The following is a 12,496-nucleotide window of genomic DNA, read 5'->3' as shown; positions in this document are numbered from 1 at the left end:
TGTTTGGACATAGACCGACCTAGCGAGAAGCGAGAACATAACGATGAAAACCCCCATCTATCTGGATTACTCGGCAACCACCCCGGTCGACCCGCGCGTCGCCGAGAAAATGATTCCGTATCTGGTCGAGAAGTTCGGCAATCCGGCTTCGCGTTCCCATGCGTTCGGCTGGGAAGCGGACGAGGCGGTCGAAGCGGCGCGCGCCGAGGTGGCGGCCCTGGTCAATGCCGATCCGAAGGAAATCGTCTGGACCTCCGGGGCAACTGAGTCGAACAATCTCGCCATCAAGGGCGCCGCTAATTTTTACGCCGGTACCAAGGGCAAGCACGTGATCACGGTCAAGACCGAGCACAAGGCTGTGCTGGATACCGTGCGCGAACTTGAGCGCCAGGGTTTTGAAGCTACGTATCTCGATGTCCAGGAAAACGGTCTGGTCGATCTCGATGTCTTCAAGGCGGCGATTCGTCCGGATACCGTGCTGGCTTCCGTGATGTTTGTGAACAACGAAGTCGGCGTGGTTCAGCCGATCGAACAGATGGGCGAAATCTGCCGCGAGAAGGGCGTGATTTTCCACGTCGATGCTGCCCAGGCGACCGGTAAGGTCGAGATTGACCTCGCCAAGCTGAAGGTTGATCTGATGAGCTTCTCCGCGCACAAGACCTACGGCCCGAAAGGAATCGGTGCCCTGTACGTCCGCCGCAAGCCGCGTATTCGCCTGGAAGCCCAGATGCACGGTGGTGGCCACGAGCGCGGTTTCCGCTCCGGCACCCTGGCGACCCACCAGATCGTCGGCATGGGTGAAGCTTTCCGTCTGGCGCGTGAAGAGATGGCCGAGGAAAATGCCCGCGTCCGCCGTCTGCGTGACAAGCTCCTGAACGGCCTGAAGGAAATCGAGTGCACCTACGTCAATGGCGATCTCGAGCAGCGCGTGCCGCACAACCTGAACATGAGCTTTGCCTACATCGAAGGTGAGTCCATGATCATGGCCATCAAGGACCTCGCTGTGTCCTCCGGTTCGGCCTGTACCTCGGCCAGCCTGGAGCCGTCCTATGTGTTGCGCGCCCTGGGGCGTGATGACGAACTGGCGCACAGTTCCATTCGTTTCTCCATCGGTCGCTTCACGACGGATGAGGAAATTGACTATGCAATCAACCTCTTGAAGTCGAAAGTTGGCAAGTTGCGCGAACTTTCGCCGCTGTGGGAAATGGTTCAGGACGGTGTCGACCTGAGCACGGTGCAGTGGGCTGCGCACTGATCGAACGCCACGACGAAAACCCCCTGAGATAACGGAGAAATAACATGAGCTATAGCGTCAAAGTCATTGATCACTATGAGAATCCGCGTAACGTTGGTTCTTTCGGCAAGGAAGACGACGGGGTCGGTACCGGCATGGTCGGCGCACCGGCTTGCGGCGACGTCATGAAGCTGCAGATCAAGGTAAACAAGGCCGGTGTGATCGAGGATGCCAAGTTCAAGACCTACGGTTGCGGCTCGGCCATCGCCTCGTCCTCGCTGGTGACCGAATGGGTCAAGGGCAAGACGGTTGAGCAGGCCCTCGAGATCAAAAACACCGAAATCGCTGAAGAATTGGCCCTGCCGCCGGTTAAAATCCACTGTTCGATTCTGGCCGAGGATGCCATCAAGGCAGCCGTGGCCGATTACAAGAAGAAGCACGGAGAGTAAGCATGGCCATCACCTTGAGCGAAAAGGCGGCAACGCACGTCACCAATTTCCTGGCCAAGCGCGGCAAGGGTATCGGTCTGCGTCTCGGGGTGCGTACCAGCGGCTGCTCGGGCATGGCTTACAAGCTTGAGTTCGTTGATACGGTCAGCGAGGAAGACCAGGTTTTCGAGAGCAATGGCGTCAAGGTGTTTGTTGATGCGAAAAGCCTGCCTTACCTGGATGGGATGGAACTCGATTACACCCGCGAAGGCCTGAACGAAGGGTTCAAGTTCAACAACCCGAACGTCAAGGACCAGTGCGGCTGCGGCGAGTCCTTCAACGTCTGAGTGCCGGTGTGACGGGGCGCGGTTTGCCCCGTCTGGCGGATGCTGCGTGTTTTCCCGGTGGTTAATCTCTTGCCGGTGCGGTGTGCGGGGCTGGCCTGGCCCCGCTTTCGTTTTGAATGGATGGCTTGCTGATGCGCCACTGTCGTGAGGCCCCAGGTGGATCTGACTGCTGATTTTTTTACGCTCTTTGCCTTGCCGAAGGCGTTCCGTATCGACCTTGCCACGCTGGATGCGCGCTACCGCGACATTCAGGCGCAGGTGCACCCGGACCGTTTTGCCCATGCCGGCGAAGCGGAGCGGCGTGTCTCCATGCAGTGGGCGACACGCGCCAATGAGGCGTATCAGACTCTGAAGCGACCGCTGGCGCGGGCCCAATACCTGCTGACCCTGGCTGGGCACGATGTCCAGGCGGAAAGCAATACGGCGATGCCGGCCGATTTCCTGATGGAACAGATGGAATGGCGTGAGGCAGTGATGGAGGCGCGCGATGGCGGCGACCATCACGAACTGGAGCATCTCTACCATCGGCTGGAAGATGATCTGCGCACGCGCTACGCCGAACTGGGCGAGCTGCTCGATGATCGGCAGGATGCGGTGCAGGCCACGGATCGCGTGCGCCGTCTGATGTTCCTGGAAAAACTATTGCGTGAAATCGACGATGCCATCGCATCGTTGGAAGACTGAAAGAGACGACTCATGGCCCTGTTCCAGATCGCCGAGCCCGGCGAATCCGCAGCCCCGCACGAACACAAGCTGGCGGTTGGCATTGACCTCGGTACCACCAACTCCCTCGTCGCCACCGTGCGCAGCGGCATGTCGGTCTGCCTGAATGATGAGCAGGGCCGTCCTTTGCTGCCTTCCATCGTGCGCTATCACCCGGATGGGACCATCGAGACCGGCTACAACGCCCAGAAGCATCAGGCGGTCGACCCCAAAAACACCATCGTTTCCGTCAAGCGTTTCATGGGCCGGGGCCTGAAGGACATCGCCCATCTGGAATCCATGCCTTACGACTTCGTCGAAGCACCGGGCATGGTCAAGCTGAAGACGGTGGCCGGGGTTAAAAGCCCGGTCGAAGTCTCCGCCGACATCCTGAAAAGTCTCAAGCTGCGCGCTGAGGCCGCGCTGGGCGGTGAACTGGTCGGTGCCGTGATCACCGTGCCGGCCTATTTTGACGACGCCCAACGTCAGGCGACCAAGGACGCAGCCCGTCTGGCCGGCCTGAATGTCCTGCGCCTCCTGAACGAACCGACGGCCGCGGCCATCGCCTATGGCCTCGATAACGCGGCCGAGGGCGTGTATGCCGTCTACGACCTGGGTGGTGGGACCTTCGATATTTCCATCCTGAAGCTGACCAAGGGCGTGTTCGAGGTCATGGCGACGGGTGGCGACTCTGCGCTGGGGGGCGATGATTTCGATCACCGCATCTTCTGCTGGGTCATCGAACAGGCCCGCCTGCAGCCCTTGTCGCCGGAAGATGCGCGTCTGCTCATGATGCGCTGCCGCGAAGCCAAGGAATTCCTGACCCTGAATCCGGAAGCGCCGATCACGGCCCGCCTCAATTCCGGCGAAATGGTCGATGTGAAGCTCGATGTCGCCACCTTTGCCGAGATCACCCAGACCCTGATTTCCAAGACCCTGCAGCCGGTCAAGAAGGCGCTGCGCGATGCCGGTTTGCGCGTCGATGACGTCAAGGGCGTGGTTATGGTCGGCGGTGCCACCCGCATGCCGCAGGTACAGAAAGCGGTGGGCGATTTCTTCCGCCAGGAACCGCTGACCAACCTTGATCCGGACAAGGTGGTCGCGCTGGGTGCCGCCACCCAGGCCAACCTGCTGGCCGGCAACAAGACCGGCAAGGATGACTGGCTGCTCCTCGACGTGATTCCGCTTTCCCTGGGCCTGGAAACCATGGGTGGTCTGGTCGAAAAGGTGATTCCGCGTAACTCGACCATTCCGACGGCGCGTGCGCAGGAATTCACGACCTACAAGGACGGTCAGACCGCGATGGCCATTCACGTAGTGCAAGGCGAGCGCGAGATGGTGGCGGACTGCCGTTCGCTGGCCCGCTTCGAATTGCGCGGCATCCCGCCGATGGTGGCGGGTGCCCCCCGTATCCGCGTGACCTTCCAGGTCGATGCCGATGGTCTCTTGTCGGTCACGGCCCGCGAGCAGACCACGGGCGTGGAGTCGAGCATCACGGTGAAGCCGTCCTACGGCCTTTCCGATGACGAAATCGCCGACATGCTCAAGACCTCCCTGGCGCATGCCAAGGATGATGCGATGGCGCGCGCCTTGCGCGAAGCGCAGGTCGAGGCGGAGCGCATGATCGAAGCCACCGAGGCAGCGCTGGCCGAAGACCCGCATCTGCTCTCCGAAGCGGAAATCGCAAAAATTCGCGCCACCATTGCCAAGCTGCAAGACACCATCACCGGCGACAATCGCCGCCTGATCAATATCGCGATGGACGATCTGGGTTACGAGACCCAGGAGTTCGCCCATCGCCGCATGGACCAGAGCATCAAGCGTGCACTGGCCGGCCGCAAGGTCGATGAACTGCCGACGGGAGAAGAAAAATGACCCAGATGATCGTATTGCCGCATGTTGAACTCTGCCCGGACGGTGCCGTGATCGAGGCGGAAGAGGGCAAGTCCATCTGCGAAAACCTGATTGCCAACGATATCGAGTTGGAGCATGCCTGCGAGATGTCCTGCGCCTGCACCACCTGTCACGTCATCGTGCGCGAAGGCATTGCCTCGCTCGAGGACGCTGAGGAACTGGAAGAGGACATGCTGGACAAGGCCTGGGGCCTGGAACCGAATTCCCGCCTGGCCTGTCAGGCCATCGTACGGTCGACCCCGCTGGTGGTCGAAATTCCGAAATACAGCATCAACATGGCGAAGGAAGGGCATCGCAAATGAAATGGACCGATATCAACGACATCGCCATTGAACTGACCGACACCCATCCGGATGTCGATCCGCTCAAGATCAATTTTGTCGATCTGCGTGACTGGGTCATGGCCTTGCCGGGCTTTGACGATGACCCCAAGCGCTGCGGCGAAAAGATCCTTGAGGCCATCCAGCAGGCCTGGATCGACGAAGTCGCCTGATCGGCCGTTGGCCTCTATCGTGCGGGCCCCGGGGGCCGCAACCGCACCTTGCACGTCCGGCTGCGCCGGATTCGCTGCCGGGGGTAGCGGTGCTTGATCTGCCACAGCGGCTGGCGCCAATTTTCTTGAGCTCGCCCCCAAGGTGCCGTCTCGCCGCTCGATCCGGCGTCGCTGGTCGCGAACCCGATTAGACGCATTGCCGGGAAGGATGTTTTCCTGGGGAGCTTGCCCGGACCTCCCGTCTGCTCCCGGATGGTGTGCATTTCGGGCTTTCTTTCGCTTTGATTGAAATGCGCGCAACCTGAGTATTTGGGCGGCGTGGCGAGCCTGCCTGTTGCCATGAGTTGGTATTTCAGCAGCGAATTTGCGTATTCGAATCTGCTTGTTTTTGCTCTGTTGTCACATTTGTGTATCAGTGTGTAATAGATGATGCAATTAAATGAGAGTGGTTCTCAACATGTGACATGATCTGCGCTTTGTTCCTGCAAGGAAAAAGCGATGCCCAAAACCTTCTCGGTGCGCGGTGGTTTGATCGGTCTGGTGGCCGTTGCCCTGTGTGCGCTGGTCTTGATCGGCTCTGTTGGCCTGAATGCCGTGCGCAGTCTGCAGACGCTGCTGAGTGAAGTGAATCAGGTGGTGGTGCCCTCTATTCGCAGTCTGGGTGTGATTGTCGAGGGGCAGACGGCGATTCGCTCTGCGAACCGCTACATGGCCGCCATGCTGGACCAGGAGGTCGAACTCAAGGACATTCAGACTGTGTATGAGCGCAAGCAGGCAATCTGGGCGCGGATCGATGCTGCCTGGAAAGTGTATGAGCCTTTGCCTCGTTCTGCCGAGGAGGAGGTGGCCTGGAAAGCCTTCATGGCCGAGTGGGCGGCTTGGCGCGGGGTCGAGAAAAATCTCTCCGACTTCATCGCGCGTGCAGCAGAAGGCAAGCAGGCGCTGCGAGGCGAAGGTGTGCGGCGCGACTATTTGCAGATGCTGAACAACACGAGCAAGGCCTTTGTCGAGGCGGAGCGCACCTTAAATCAACTGATCGAAATCAACGCGGGTATTGCCCGCGAGACTCAGCGTCAGTCGGCAGAAAAAGGGGCCGCTGCAGAAGTCAGGGTGCTGACTTTCAGTGCCCTGGCCATGCTGATTCTGGTGGTGTTGGGGAGCCTCATTGTTCGGCGTATTCTGGGGACGCTGGGGGCAGAGCCTGCTGTGGCGAAACAGATGGTGGAGCAGATTGCCAAGGGGGATCTCAGGGCCCGCGTCAGCCTTCGGGAAGATGATCGCGACAGCCTGATGGCGTATCAGCACCAGATGCAGCAAGGTTTGCGCACCCTGGTTGGCGAGATGGTCGATGGGGTGTCGCGTGCGGAGAGTGCCGCACATCAATTGGCCAGTGCAGCAGAGCAGGTGGCCATCGCTTCTGAAACTTCGTCCGAATCGGCCTCTTCGATGGCCGCGTCGGTGGAGGAAATGGCCGTCAGTATCCAGTTGGTTGCCGATCACACGGAAGATGCCCTGCGTACGGCCCGTGATGCCGGCCGGATGTCTACGGAAGGCGGCAATATCATTGAATCGGCCATTGGTGAAATCAACGCGATCGCGACGGCGGTTCAGTCGACCGCCAGCGACATTCATTCCCTGAGCGAGAGTTCGGCCCGGATTTCGAGCATTGTTCAGGTGATCCGCGAGGTGGCGGAGCAGACCAATCTGCTGGCGCTGAATGCGGCGATTGAAGCAGCGCGCGCCGGTGAAAGCGGGCGGGGATTTGCCGTGGTAGCAGATGAAGTCCGCAAACTCGCCGAACGGACCTCAGGGGCGACGGCCGAAATCGCGCAGATGATCGATCGCATTCAGGCCGATACCCATTCTTCCGTGACCACGACGGAAAAGGCCATTGCGCAGGTGGATCGTGGCGTTGCGCTGGCCAGCCAGGCCGGGCAGGCCATTCAGCAGATCCGCCAGAGCGTCGATCAGGTGGTGAATGTGGTGGCCGACATCGAGCTGGCGATTGCCGAGCAGCGTAGTGCGAGCCAGCAGATTGCCCAGCGTGTCGAACAGGTGGCGCAGGTTTCTGAAGAAAACGGCGTCGCGGCGCGTCAGACGGCGGATACGGCGCGCGAGATGAGTGCCCTGGCCAGTCAGTTGCAAGCGACTGCGGGCAGTTTCACGCTTTGATTTTGTGTTGGGACAAGCAGGCAGGCCGGTTGCGGCCTGGACTGCTTGCGGATGGGCCGGGGATGGTTCACCCGGCGCGACGAACCGTGTTCAGGTTCTGGAGAAGTGCGGGCGCTGCATTTGCCTCAAGCCCGCTTCGGAGAGGCCGGCGATTTCGCCGGTCACTTGGTTGATGCTGTCGCCCAGTAGCCACCAGGCATTCCCGTAAGGGAGGACAGTGATGTCCAGTTTGCTGCAGAGTTGTTGTGCTGCGTTTCTTTTTTGTTCCAGATTCATTCAGTCTTTCAGTCGTGCCCGACCGACTTAGCGTCGGACGCGCGGGGCGGCAGTACGACCTTCAATTTGACGGAAGGTGATACGGCCTTTGGAGAGGTCGTACGGAGAAAGCTCCAGCGTGACCTTGTCACCCGCGATGATGCGGATGTGGTGCTTGCGCATTTTGCCGGCGGTGTACGCGACCAGCGAGTGCCCGTTATCCAGCGATACGAGGAAACGGGAGTCCGGGAGGACTTCCATGACGACGCCTTGCATTTCCAGCAATTCTTCTTTAGCCATGATGGGCTCCAGTCAGTCAGGGAGGAGGAAGGGGCAAGCCCTTCCTGGAAGCCCCCGGCGCCAGGCTCGGGGGCTGGGTAGCCAGGGTGATTAGGCGACCTGGATGTTGCTAGCTTGCTTGCCCTTCGGGCCGGTCGTCACGTCGAAGGAAACGCGCTGACCTTCAGCCAGGGTGCGGAAACCCTTGGACTGAATTGCCGAGAAGTGGGCGAAGAGGTCTTCACCGCCGCCGTCCGGGGTGATGAAGCCGAAACCCTTGGAATCATTGAACCATTTGACGATGCCAGTAGCCATGTCTTGAAACTCCGTAAAAAAATATCTGTAACGGGGCGGAGCCCCAGAGTGGGGCGAAATCAAGACGGCGAGGTACGAATGGGGGATTGGAACCTGAGAACTACGGGCACTAAACCGACTAAACAACGACACTACTTAAATTCGCTGCGGTGCACAATACAGGGTGCGGCGAACAATAGCAAACATTAATTCAATATTTCTATGTAAAACCCTGTTTTTTCGTTAATTTTGCAACATGAGGGGCGCCTCAAAGGTTCATGGATTACAGCGTTCGCAGTTGGCTGGATCGGCGAGCGGCAACAGTGGGCGGTCGCGTAGTGCTTCATGGTGGCAGCAGGGGCAGCGCCAGCGTTCAGCGCGGGCTTCTGACGTAGCGCTCCCGCAGGCACGGCACGGCTTGCCCTTGACCGTGCCGCTGATCCAGAAATCGACAGCACCGCAGGCGGGGCAGATTGATTGCAGTCGCGCGATCAGATTTTCCGCCGCCTTCACGATGATCTGCTGGCGGCTGGGGTTGCAGTGAGCGCGCAGGTCGCTTTCGACAAATACCTGTTGCTGACGGCTTTGGGCCAAGGCCGCCGCAAAAGCAGCGCGCAGTGTGGCCAGCGAATCGATGCCTTTGACGACGGCAGGATGCTCGGCGTGATCCGGGCGCAGAGCCAGGTGATGACTGGGAAATTCGGCCTGGGCGGCAAATCGTTGCAGGCTGGGCCAATCGCGCACGACCTGCTGGAAGCAGGTGGCCGGCCCCTGGGCCATGCCGATGATTTCTTGTCCGGTTTTTGCATCGAGCAGCAGCACCATTTCGATGTTCCAGGGCAGGATGCCGCTCCAGGGATCCTGCACAAAGGCCCCTTCGCTGGCCAGGGCGAACGCGCTGCCTGATCGTTCGATACCCAGGGCTGCTTTTTGTCTTGCGGCCTCGCGCTGACTTCCCCTGCGCGAGATTTCCCGGGTAAACGTACCCAGCGCATCGGTATCGACGCTATCAATATGCAGAAGATGGCAGCCCAACGCCGGTTCGAGCAGCGGCGCCAAGAGTTTCTCCTTGCCGTGCCGGGTGACCAGCGCCAGGTTGCTGTTTGTCAGGCGTGCCAAGAGCGGGCTGCTGCTTGCTGTCATGTCTTGATCGTTGCTCATCTCGGGGCGAGGAGGTTAAGCAGGTTGATGCGTGTCTGATTCATAGGCGATGCATTTGGGCTGCGTTTATTCGGAGTGATTTTCTAGGTGTTATTACTTTTGCGATATTTTATTTTTTCTGGATTGGCCTAAAATCCATAGATAAGGAGGCGTCGTTCATGCCGGGGTTGCTGCGAGTAAGACCTGTTTTCATCCCGCTGGTTCTCTTGTGGATGCTGGCTTTGCTGATGCTTGCGCATCAGTTGATGCGTGCAGAACTGATCCATCGTGAACACGAGTTCATCGCTCAGGCCCAAGGCTTGGCGGAGCGTATCGAGCAGCGTTTGAGCACGAATGATGTGGTGATTACGGCGTTTTCTGCATTTTTGCGCGCGGTTGATCAGAGTGACGGATTCCTGGCTGACTCTTTTGCTGCGCCGGTTGTCGGGGCTTACCCCCACATTTACATGCTGGAAGTGGCGCGACGGGTAGCACCGCTTGAAGAACCCACGCTTGCGCGCCAGATGCAGGCACTGCTTCAGTCAGACTTCTCTTTCAAGCGTTTTTCGGACATCGCGCCCACGCAAGGCGGGCAAGTTGACGGGCTGGAGGGGGCGTCTTGGCCGATCCTGTTTCTCTTTCCGCGTAGCAGCCAGACTGAGCCGATCTATGGCGTGCGGCTCGAGTCTGTGAAATATCTTGCCGGCACGATGCAGACTGCGCTGGCAAAACAGGATGCCATCGCATCGCCGGTGTTTGAATTGTATGAAGGTGGCAGTGCTTACATTCTGTTGCGATCGGTTGAACGGCGGGCTGCCCTGGCGCCGACAGGGAAGCTGAATCTGTTTGGCGATCAGATGCTCGCCTTGATGGTGGTTAAAGTCGATCGCCTGTTCGAGGGCGCTACCGGACTGACGGGGATCGGGATCGAAGCCCGTTTGGCGGCTTCCGGCGTGGTGTCTGGGCCTGTCTGGCAACAGGCAGAAGCGGCGGCATCGTCTCTGGACAGGCTGACGCTCCCCCGGTTTTCCTATGTTTTTTCAAGCAAAAGCACATCTCAACCGCTCTCCATTCAGTTTTCACAACAGGTTGTCTGGAGCGATCTGATGACTGCCAATACGCTTTCCATGGCCCTGTTGCTCGTGCTCTCCCTTTTCATGGTGCCGATGCTCGCTTATCGCCACCTGCATGCCTTGAATCGTGCAGAACTGGATCACCAGCGCGCGGCTTATCTGGCGACCCATGATGTCCTGACCCATTTGCCGAATCGCCAGCTGGTTTCCGATCGTTATGAGCAGTTGGCGTTGCGTGCGGCACGCAGCGGTCAGCGCTTTGCCTTGCTGTTGATCGATCTGGATCATTTCAAGGAAATCAATGATCGGTTCGGCCACACGGTGGGGGATCAGGTGCTGCTTGAGGTGGCGCACCGCATGGTGGCAACGTTGCGGGCGAGTGATACGGTCGGGCGTATGGGTGGGGATGAATTCATTGCCTTGATCGATCATCTGGCCTCCCCTGACGATGTTCAGAAGGTGGCAGAAAAGGTGCTGGAGGCCGTTGCCGTGCCGATTGATACTGAAGCCGGCCCCCTTTCTGTTTCATGCAGTATCGGGATCGCCTTTTATCCTGAGGATGGGGTTTCAATGAACATCCTTTGCAAATCGGCTGATTTGGCGATGTATTCGGTCAAGCATGCCGGGCGCAATGGTGTTGCCGTTGCGGCGGGATCGGCCATGACGCAGCCCGTCTGAGGGGGCGTGGAGAATCAGGGGGCTTGAATTTCGGCTGCGGCCCTCCATATCAGCCTTGAACCTCATAAGGAAACGTTGATGTCTGCTGATACCCCTTCGCTCCATCTGGTCTGCCCGCATTGTCATGCGGTGAATCGTCTGCCGTCGGCACGTCTGCCGGAGGGGCCTGCGTGCGGTCAATGCCATCAGGCCTTGCTCACCGGGAAACCGCTCGATCTGACGGTCGACATCGCTGAAAAGCATATTTCCAGAAACGAACTGCCGGTGGTGGTTGATTTCTGGGCGCCCTGGTGTGGACCATGTCGCATGATGACGCCGGCCTTTGCGCAGGCGGCGGCGGAGATGCCGGGCATCCGCTTTGCCAAGATCAACACCCAGGTTGAAACGACGCTTGGGCAGCGCTTTGGCATTCGTAGCATCCCAACCCTGATTCTGTTTGTGGGTGGGCGGGAAATTCAGCGTCAGGCGGGCGCGATGGACGCCGTGAGCATTCAGCGCTGGATTGCGCAGGGGCTGAGTCAGGCAGGCCTCTGACGGGTCCTCTGTGCGCTGCTGAGTGGGCGCCGCAGAAAATAAAACGGCCTGCGCGCAGGCAGGCCGTTCTGGTGTTGGCCGGGTGTTGGCCGGGTATTGGCCAGGTGCGGGCTCAGTCGAACAGATTGAGCAGGGCGTCGAGGCCGCCGAAATTGATGGCGACATCGGCCTTGGCACGGGTTGCCGGCTTGGCGCGGAAAGCCACGGAGAGACCCGCTTCGGCCATCATCAGCAAGTCATTGGCGCCATCGCCGCAGGCGATCACCTGATCCTTCGTGAGCCCCAGCTCGTCGCGCAGGCGCAGGAGGTGATGGGCCTTGGCACTGGCATCGACAATGTCACCGACGACGCGGCCACTTAATTTTCCGCCAACGATTTCCAGTTCGTTCGAGGTGGCGAAGTCGAGCCCCAGTTCGATGCGCAGGCGCTCGGTGAAGTAGGTGAAGCCGCCAGACAGGATCGCGGTGCGCAGGCCGGCATTCTTGCAGGCTTCGAGCAGTTCGCGGGCGCCGTCGGAAAGCAGCAGGCGTTCGCCGAAAACCCGCGCCAGGACGCGGGCATCCAGCCCGGCCATCAGTGCCAGGCGACGGCGCAGGCTTTCGCGGTAGTCGATCTCGCCGCGCATGGCGGCTTCCGTGACTTCCGAAACCTCGGCCTTCTTGCCGGCGAAGTCGGCCAGTTCGTCGATGCACTCGATGGTGATCAGCGTCGAGTCCATGTCGAAGCAGATCAGGCCGAAGTCGGCCAGCTTCTTGCCGGCCGGCACGAAGGCCCAGTCCAGCTTTTCGGCTTCGATCAGCGGGATCAGTTCGTCGAAAGCCGGGGTGCGGCTGGCATTGAGCAGGCGGACCACTTGCGGCGGACGCGGCTCGACGGTCGACGCCCCGGTGGCGGCCAAAATGCGGTCAAGCAGGAAGGTCGGCAGGGCGCCGCCCTGGATGATGAGGTTCATC

The 12,496-nt window shown here is 59.7% G+C and carries 15 protein-coding genes; 10 read left to right on the top strand and 5 right to left on the bottom strand.

All coding sequences use genetic code 11. The annotated features are described in order from the left end of the window. Positions 1-43: 43 nt before the first annotated feature. The 8 genes from AACO21_RS11030 to AACO21_RS10995 all read left to right on the top strand — a co-directional run bounded on the left by AACO21_RS11030 (position 44) and on the right by AACO21_RS10995 (position 7,290). A complete protein-coding gene (locus AACO21_RS11030; protein ID WP_346192567.1) occupies positions 44-1,255 on the top strand; it encodes an IscS subfamily cysteine desulfurase in 1,212 nt (403 codons plus the stop codon). Positions 1,256-1,299: 44 nt separating this feature from the next. After that, positions 1,300-1,683 (top strand): Fe-S cluster assembly scaffold IscU, encoded by a 384-nt coding sequence (iscU, locus tag AACO21_RS11025; protein WP_346192566.1) that lies wholly within the window; start codon positions 1,300-1,302, stop codon positions 1,681-1,683. A 2-nt stretch (positions 1,684-1,685) separates the two neighbouring features. Beyond that, positions 1,686-2,009 carry an iron-sulfur cluster assembly protein IscA gene (gene iscA / locus AACO21_RS11020; RefSeq protein WP_346192565.1) on the top strand — a complete coding sequence of 108 codons (324 nt, stop codon included), beginning with the start codon at positions 1,686-1,688 and terminating at the stop codon, positions 2,007-2,009. A 156-nt stretch (positions 2,010-2,165) separates the two neighbouring features. Further along, positions 2,166-2,693, top strand: a complete 528-nt coding sequence (gene hscB, locus AACO21_RS11015) for a Fe-S protein assembly co-chaperone HscB (RefSeq protein ID WP_346192564.1) — start codon at positions 2,166-2,168, stop codon at positions 2,691-2,693. A 12-nt stretch (positions 2,694-2,705) separates the two neighbouring features. After that, entirely contained in the window at positions 2,706-4,586 is a 1,881-nt protein-coding gene (gene hscA, locus AACO21_RS11010) for a Fe-S protein assembly chaperone HscA (RefSeq protein WP_346192563.1), read from the top strand. Continuing rightward, positions 4,583-4,927, top strand: coding sequence for an ISC system 2Fe-2S type ferredoxin (gene fdx / locus AACO21_RS11005; protein ID WP_346192562.1), 345 nt, complete (start codon positions 4,583-4,585; stop codon positions 4,925-4,927). Before hscA ends, fdx begins: the two co-directional genes overlap by 4 nt. Beyond that, positions 4,924-5,118, top strand: coding sequence for a Fe-S cluster assembly protein IscX (iscX, locus tag AACO21_RS11000; protein ID WP_346192561.1), 195 nt, complete (start codon positions 4,924-4,926; stop codon positions 5,116-5,118). Before fdx ends, iscX begins: the two co-directional genes overlap by 4 nt. Positions 5,119-5,616: 498 nt before the next feature. Continuing rightward, complete coding sequence (locus AACO21_RS10995; protein ID WP_346192560.1) at positions 5,617-7,290, top strand: methyl-accepting chemotaxis protein; 1,674 nt, start codon at positions 5,617-5,619, stop codon at positions 7,288-7,290. A 90-nt stretch (positions 7,291-7,380) separates the two neighbouring features. Here AACO21_RS10995 and AACO21_RS10990 read toward each other — a convergent pair whose 3' ends face one another. From AACO21_RS10990 to AACO21_RS10975, 4 genes are all read right to left on the bottom strand, one after another. Next, positions 7,381-7,566, bottom strand: coding sequence for a hypothetical protein (locus AACO21_RS10990; protein WP_346192559.1), 186 nt, complete (start codon positions 7,564-7,566; stop codon positions 7,381-7,383). 27 nt (positions 7,567-7,593) lie between these two features. Next, complete coding sequence (gene infA, locus AACO21_RS10985) at positions 7,594-7,845, bottom strand: translation initiation factor IF-1 (RefSeq protein ID WP_346192558.1); 252 nt, start codon at positions 7,843-7,845, stop codon at positions 7,594-7,596. Between the two features lie 90 nt (positions 7,846-7,935). Continuing rightward, positions 7,936-8,139, bottom strand: coding sequence for a cold-shock protein (locus AACO21_RS10980; RefSeq protein WP_234086575.1), 204 nt, complete (start codon positions 8,137-8,139; stop codon positions 7,936-7,938). A gap of 255 nt (positions 8,140-8,394) precedes the next feature. Beyond that, complete coding sequence (locus tag AACO21_RS10975) at positions 8,395-9,261, bottom strand: DUF6671 family protein (protein WP_346192557.1); 867 nt, start codon at positions 9,259-9,261, stop codon at positions 8,395-8,397. 176 nt (positions 9,262-9,437) lie between these two features. Between AACO21_RS10975 and AACO21_RS10970 the strand changes: the two genes are divergently transcribed. Together AACO21_RS10970 and trxC are read left to right on the top strand one after the other, a co-directional pair. Next, complete coding sequence (locus AACO21_RS10970; RefSeq protein WP_346192556.1) at positions 9,438-11,009, top strand: sensor domain-containing diguanylate cyclase; 1,572 nt, start codon at positions 9,438-9,440, stop codon at positions 11,007-11,009. A 78-nt stretch (positions 11,010-11,087) separates the two neighbouring features. Beyond that, positions 11,088-11,543 (top strand): thioredoxin TrxC, encoded by a 456-nt coding sequence (gene trxC / locus AACO21_RS10965; RefSeq protein ID WP_346192555.1) that lies wholly within the window; start codon positions 11,088-11,090, stop codon positions 11,541-11,543. Between the two features lie 112 nt (positions 11,544-11,655). On the opposite strand, the gene serB is transcribed toward trxC, so the two are convergent. After that, on the bottom strand, positions 11,656-12,495 hold the full coding sequence (gene serB / locus AACO21_RS10960) for a phosphoserine phosphatase SerB (RefSeq protein WP_346192554.1): 840 nt from the start codon (positions 12,493-12,495) through the stop codon (positions 11,656-11,658). Position 12,496 lies beyond the last annotated feature (1 nt).

It is taken from the genome of Dechloromonas sp. ZS-1, assembly GCF_039649255.1.
In the GTDB taxonomy this organism is placed as follows: domain Bacteria; phylum Pseudomonadota; class Gammaproteobacteria; order Burkholderiales; family Rhodocyclaceae; genus Azonexus.
Note: the sequence above shows the minus strand (reverse complement) of the source record. Positions and strands in the feature narration are given on the sequence as shown.

Bases quoted from the DNA above. Each gene is read 5' to 3' on its own strand.
- AACO21_RS11030 (WP_346192567.1), top strand. From the start codon at position 44: ATGAAAACCCCCATCTATCTGGATTACTCGGCAACCACCCCGGTCGAC.
- iscU (WP_346192566.1), top strand. From the start codon at position 1,300: ATGAGCTATAGCGTCAAAGTCATTGATCACTATGAGAATCCGCGTAAC.
- iscA (WP_346192565.1), top strand. From the start codon at position 1,686: ATGGCCATCACCTTGAGCGAAAAGGCGGCAACGCACGTCACCAATTTC.
- hscA (WP_346192563.1), top strand. From the start codon at position 2,706: ATGGCCCTGTTCCAGATCGCCGAGCCCGGCGAATCCGCAGCCCCGCAC.
- fdx (WP_346192562.1), top strand. From the start codon at position 4,583: ATGACCCAGATGATCGTATTGCCGCATGTTGAACTCTGCCCGGACGGT.
- iscX (WP_346192561.1), top strand. From the start codon at position 4,924: ATGAAATGGACCGATATCAACGACATCGCCATTGAACTGACCGACACC.
- AACO21_RS10995 (WP_346192560.1), top strand. From the start codon at position 5,617: ATGCCCAAAACCTTCTCGGTGCGCGGTGGTTTGATCGGTCTGGTGGCC.
- AACO21_RS10990 (WP_346192559.1), bottom strand. From the start codon at position 7,566: ATGAATCTGGAACAAAAAAGAAACGCAGCACAACAACTCTGCAGCAAA.
- infA (WP_346192558.1), bottom strand. From the start codon at position 7,845: ATGGCTAAAGAAGAATTGCTGGAAATGCAAGGCGTCGTCATGGAAGTC.
- AACO21_RS10980 (WP_234086575.1), bottom strand. From the start codon at position 8,139: ATGGCTACTGGCATCGTCAAATGGTTCAATGATTCCAAGGGTTTCGGC.
- AACO21_RS10975 (WP_346192557.1), bottom strand. From the start codon at position 9,261: ATGACAGCAAGCAGCAGCCCGCTCTTGGCACGCCTGACAAACAGCAAC.
- AACO21_RS10970 (WP_346192556.1), top strand. From the start codon at position 9,438: ATGCCGGGGTTGCTGCGAGTAAGACCTGTTTTCATCCCGCTGGTTCTC.
- trxC (WP_346192555.1), top strand. From the start codon at position 11,088: ATGTCTGCTGATACCCCTTCGCTCCATCTGGTCTGCCCGCATTGTCAT.
- serB (WP_346192554.1), bottom strand. From the start codon at position 12,495: ATGAACCTCATCATCCAGGGCGGCGCCCTGCCGACCTTCCTGCTTGAC.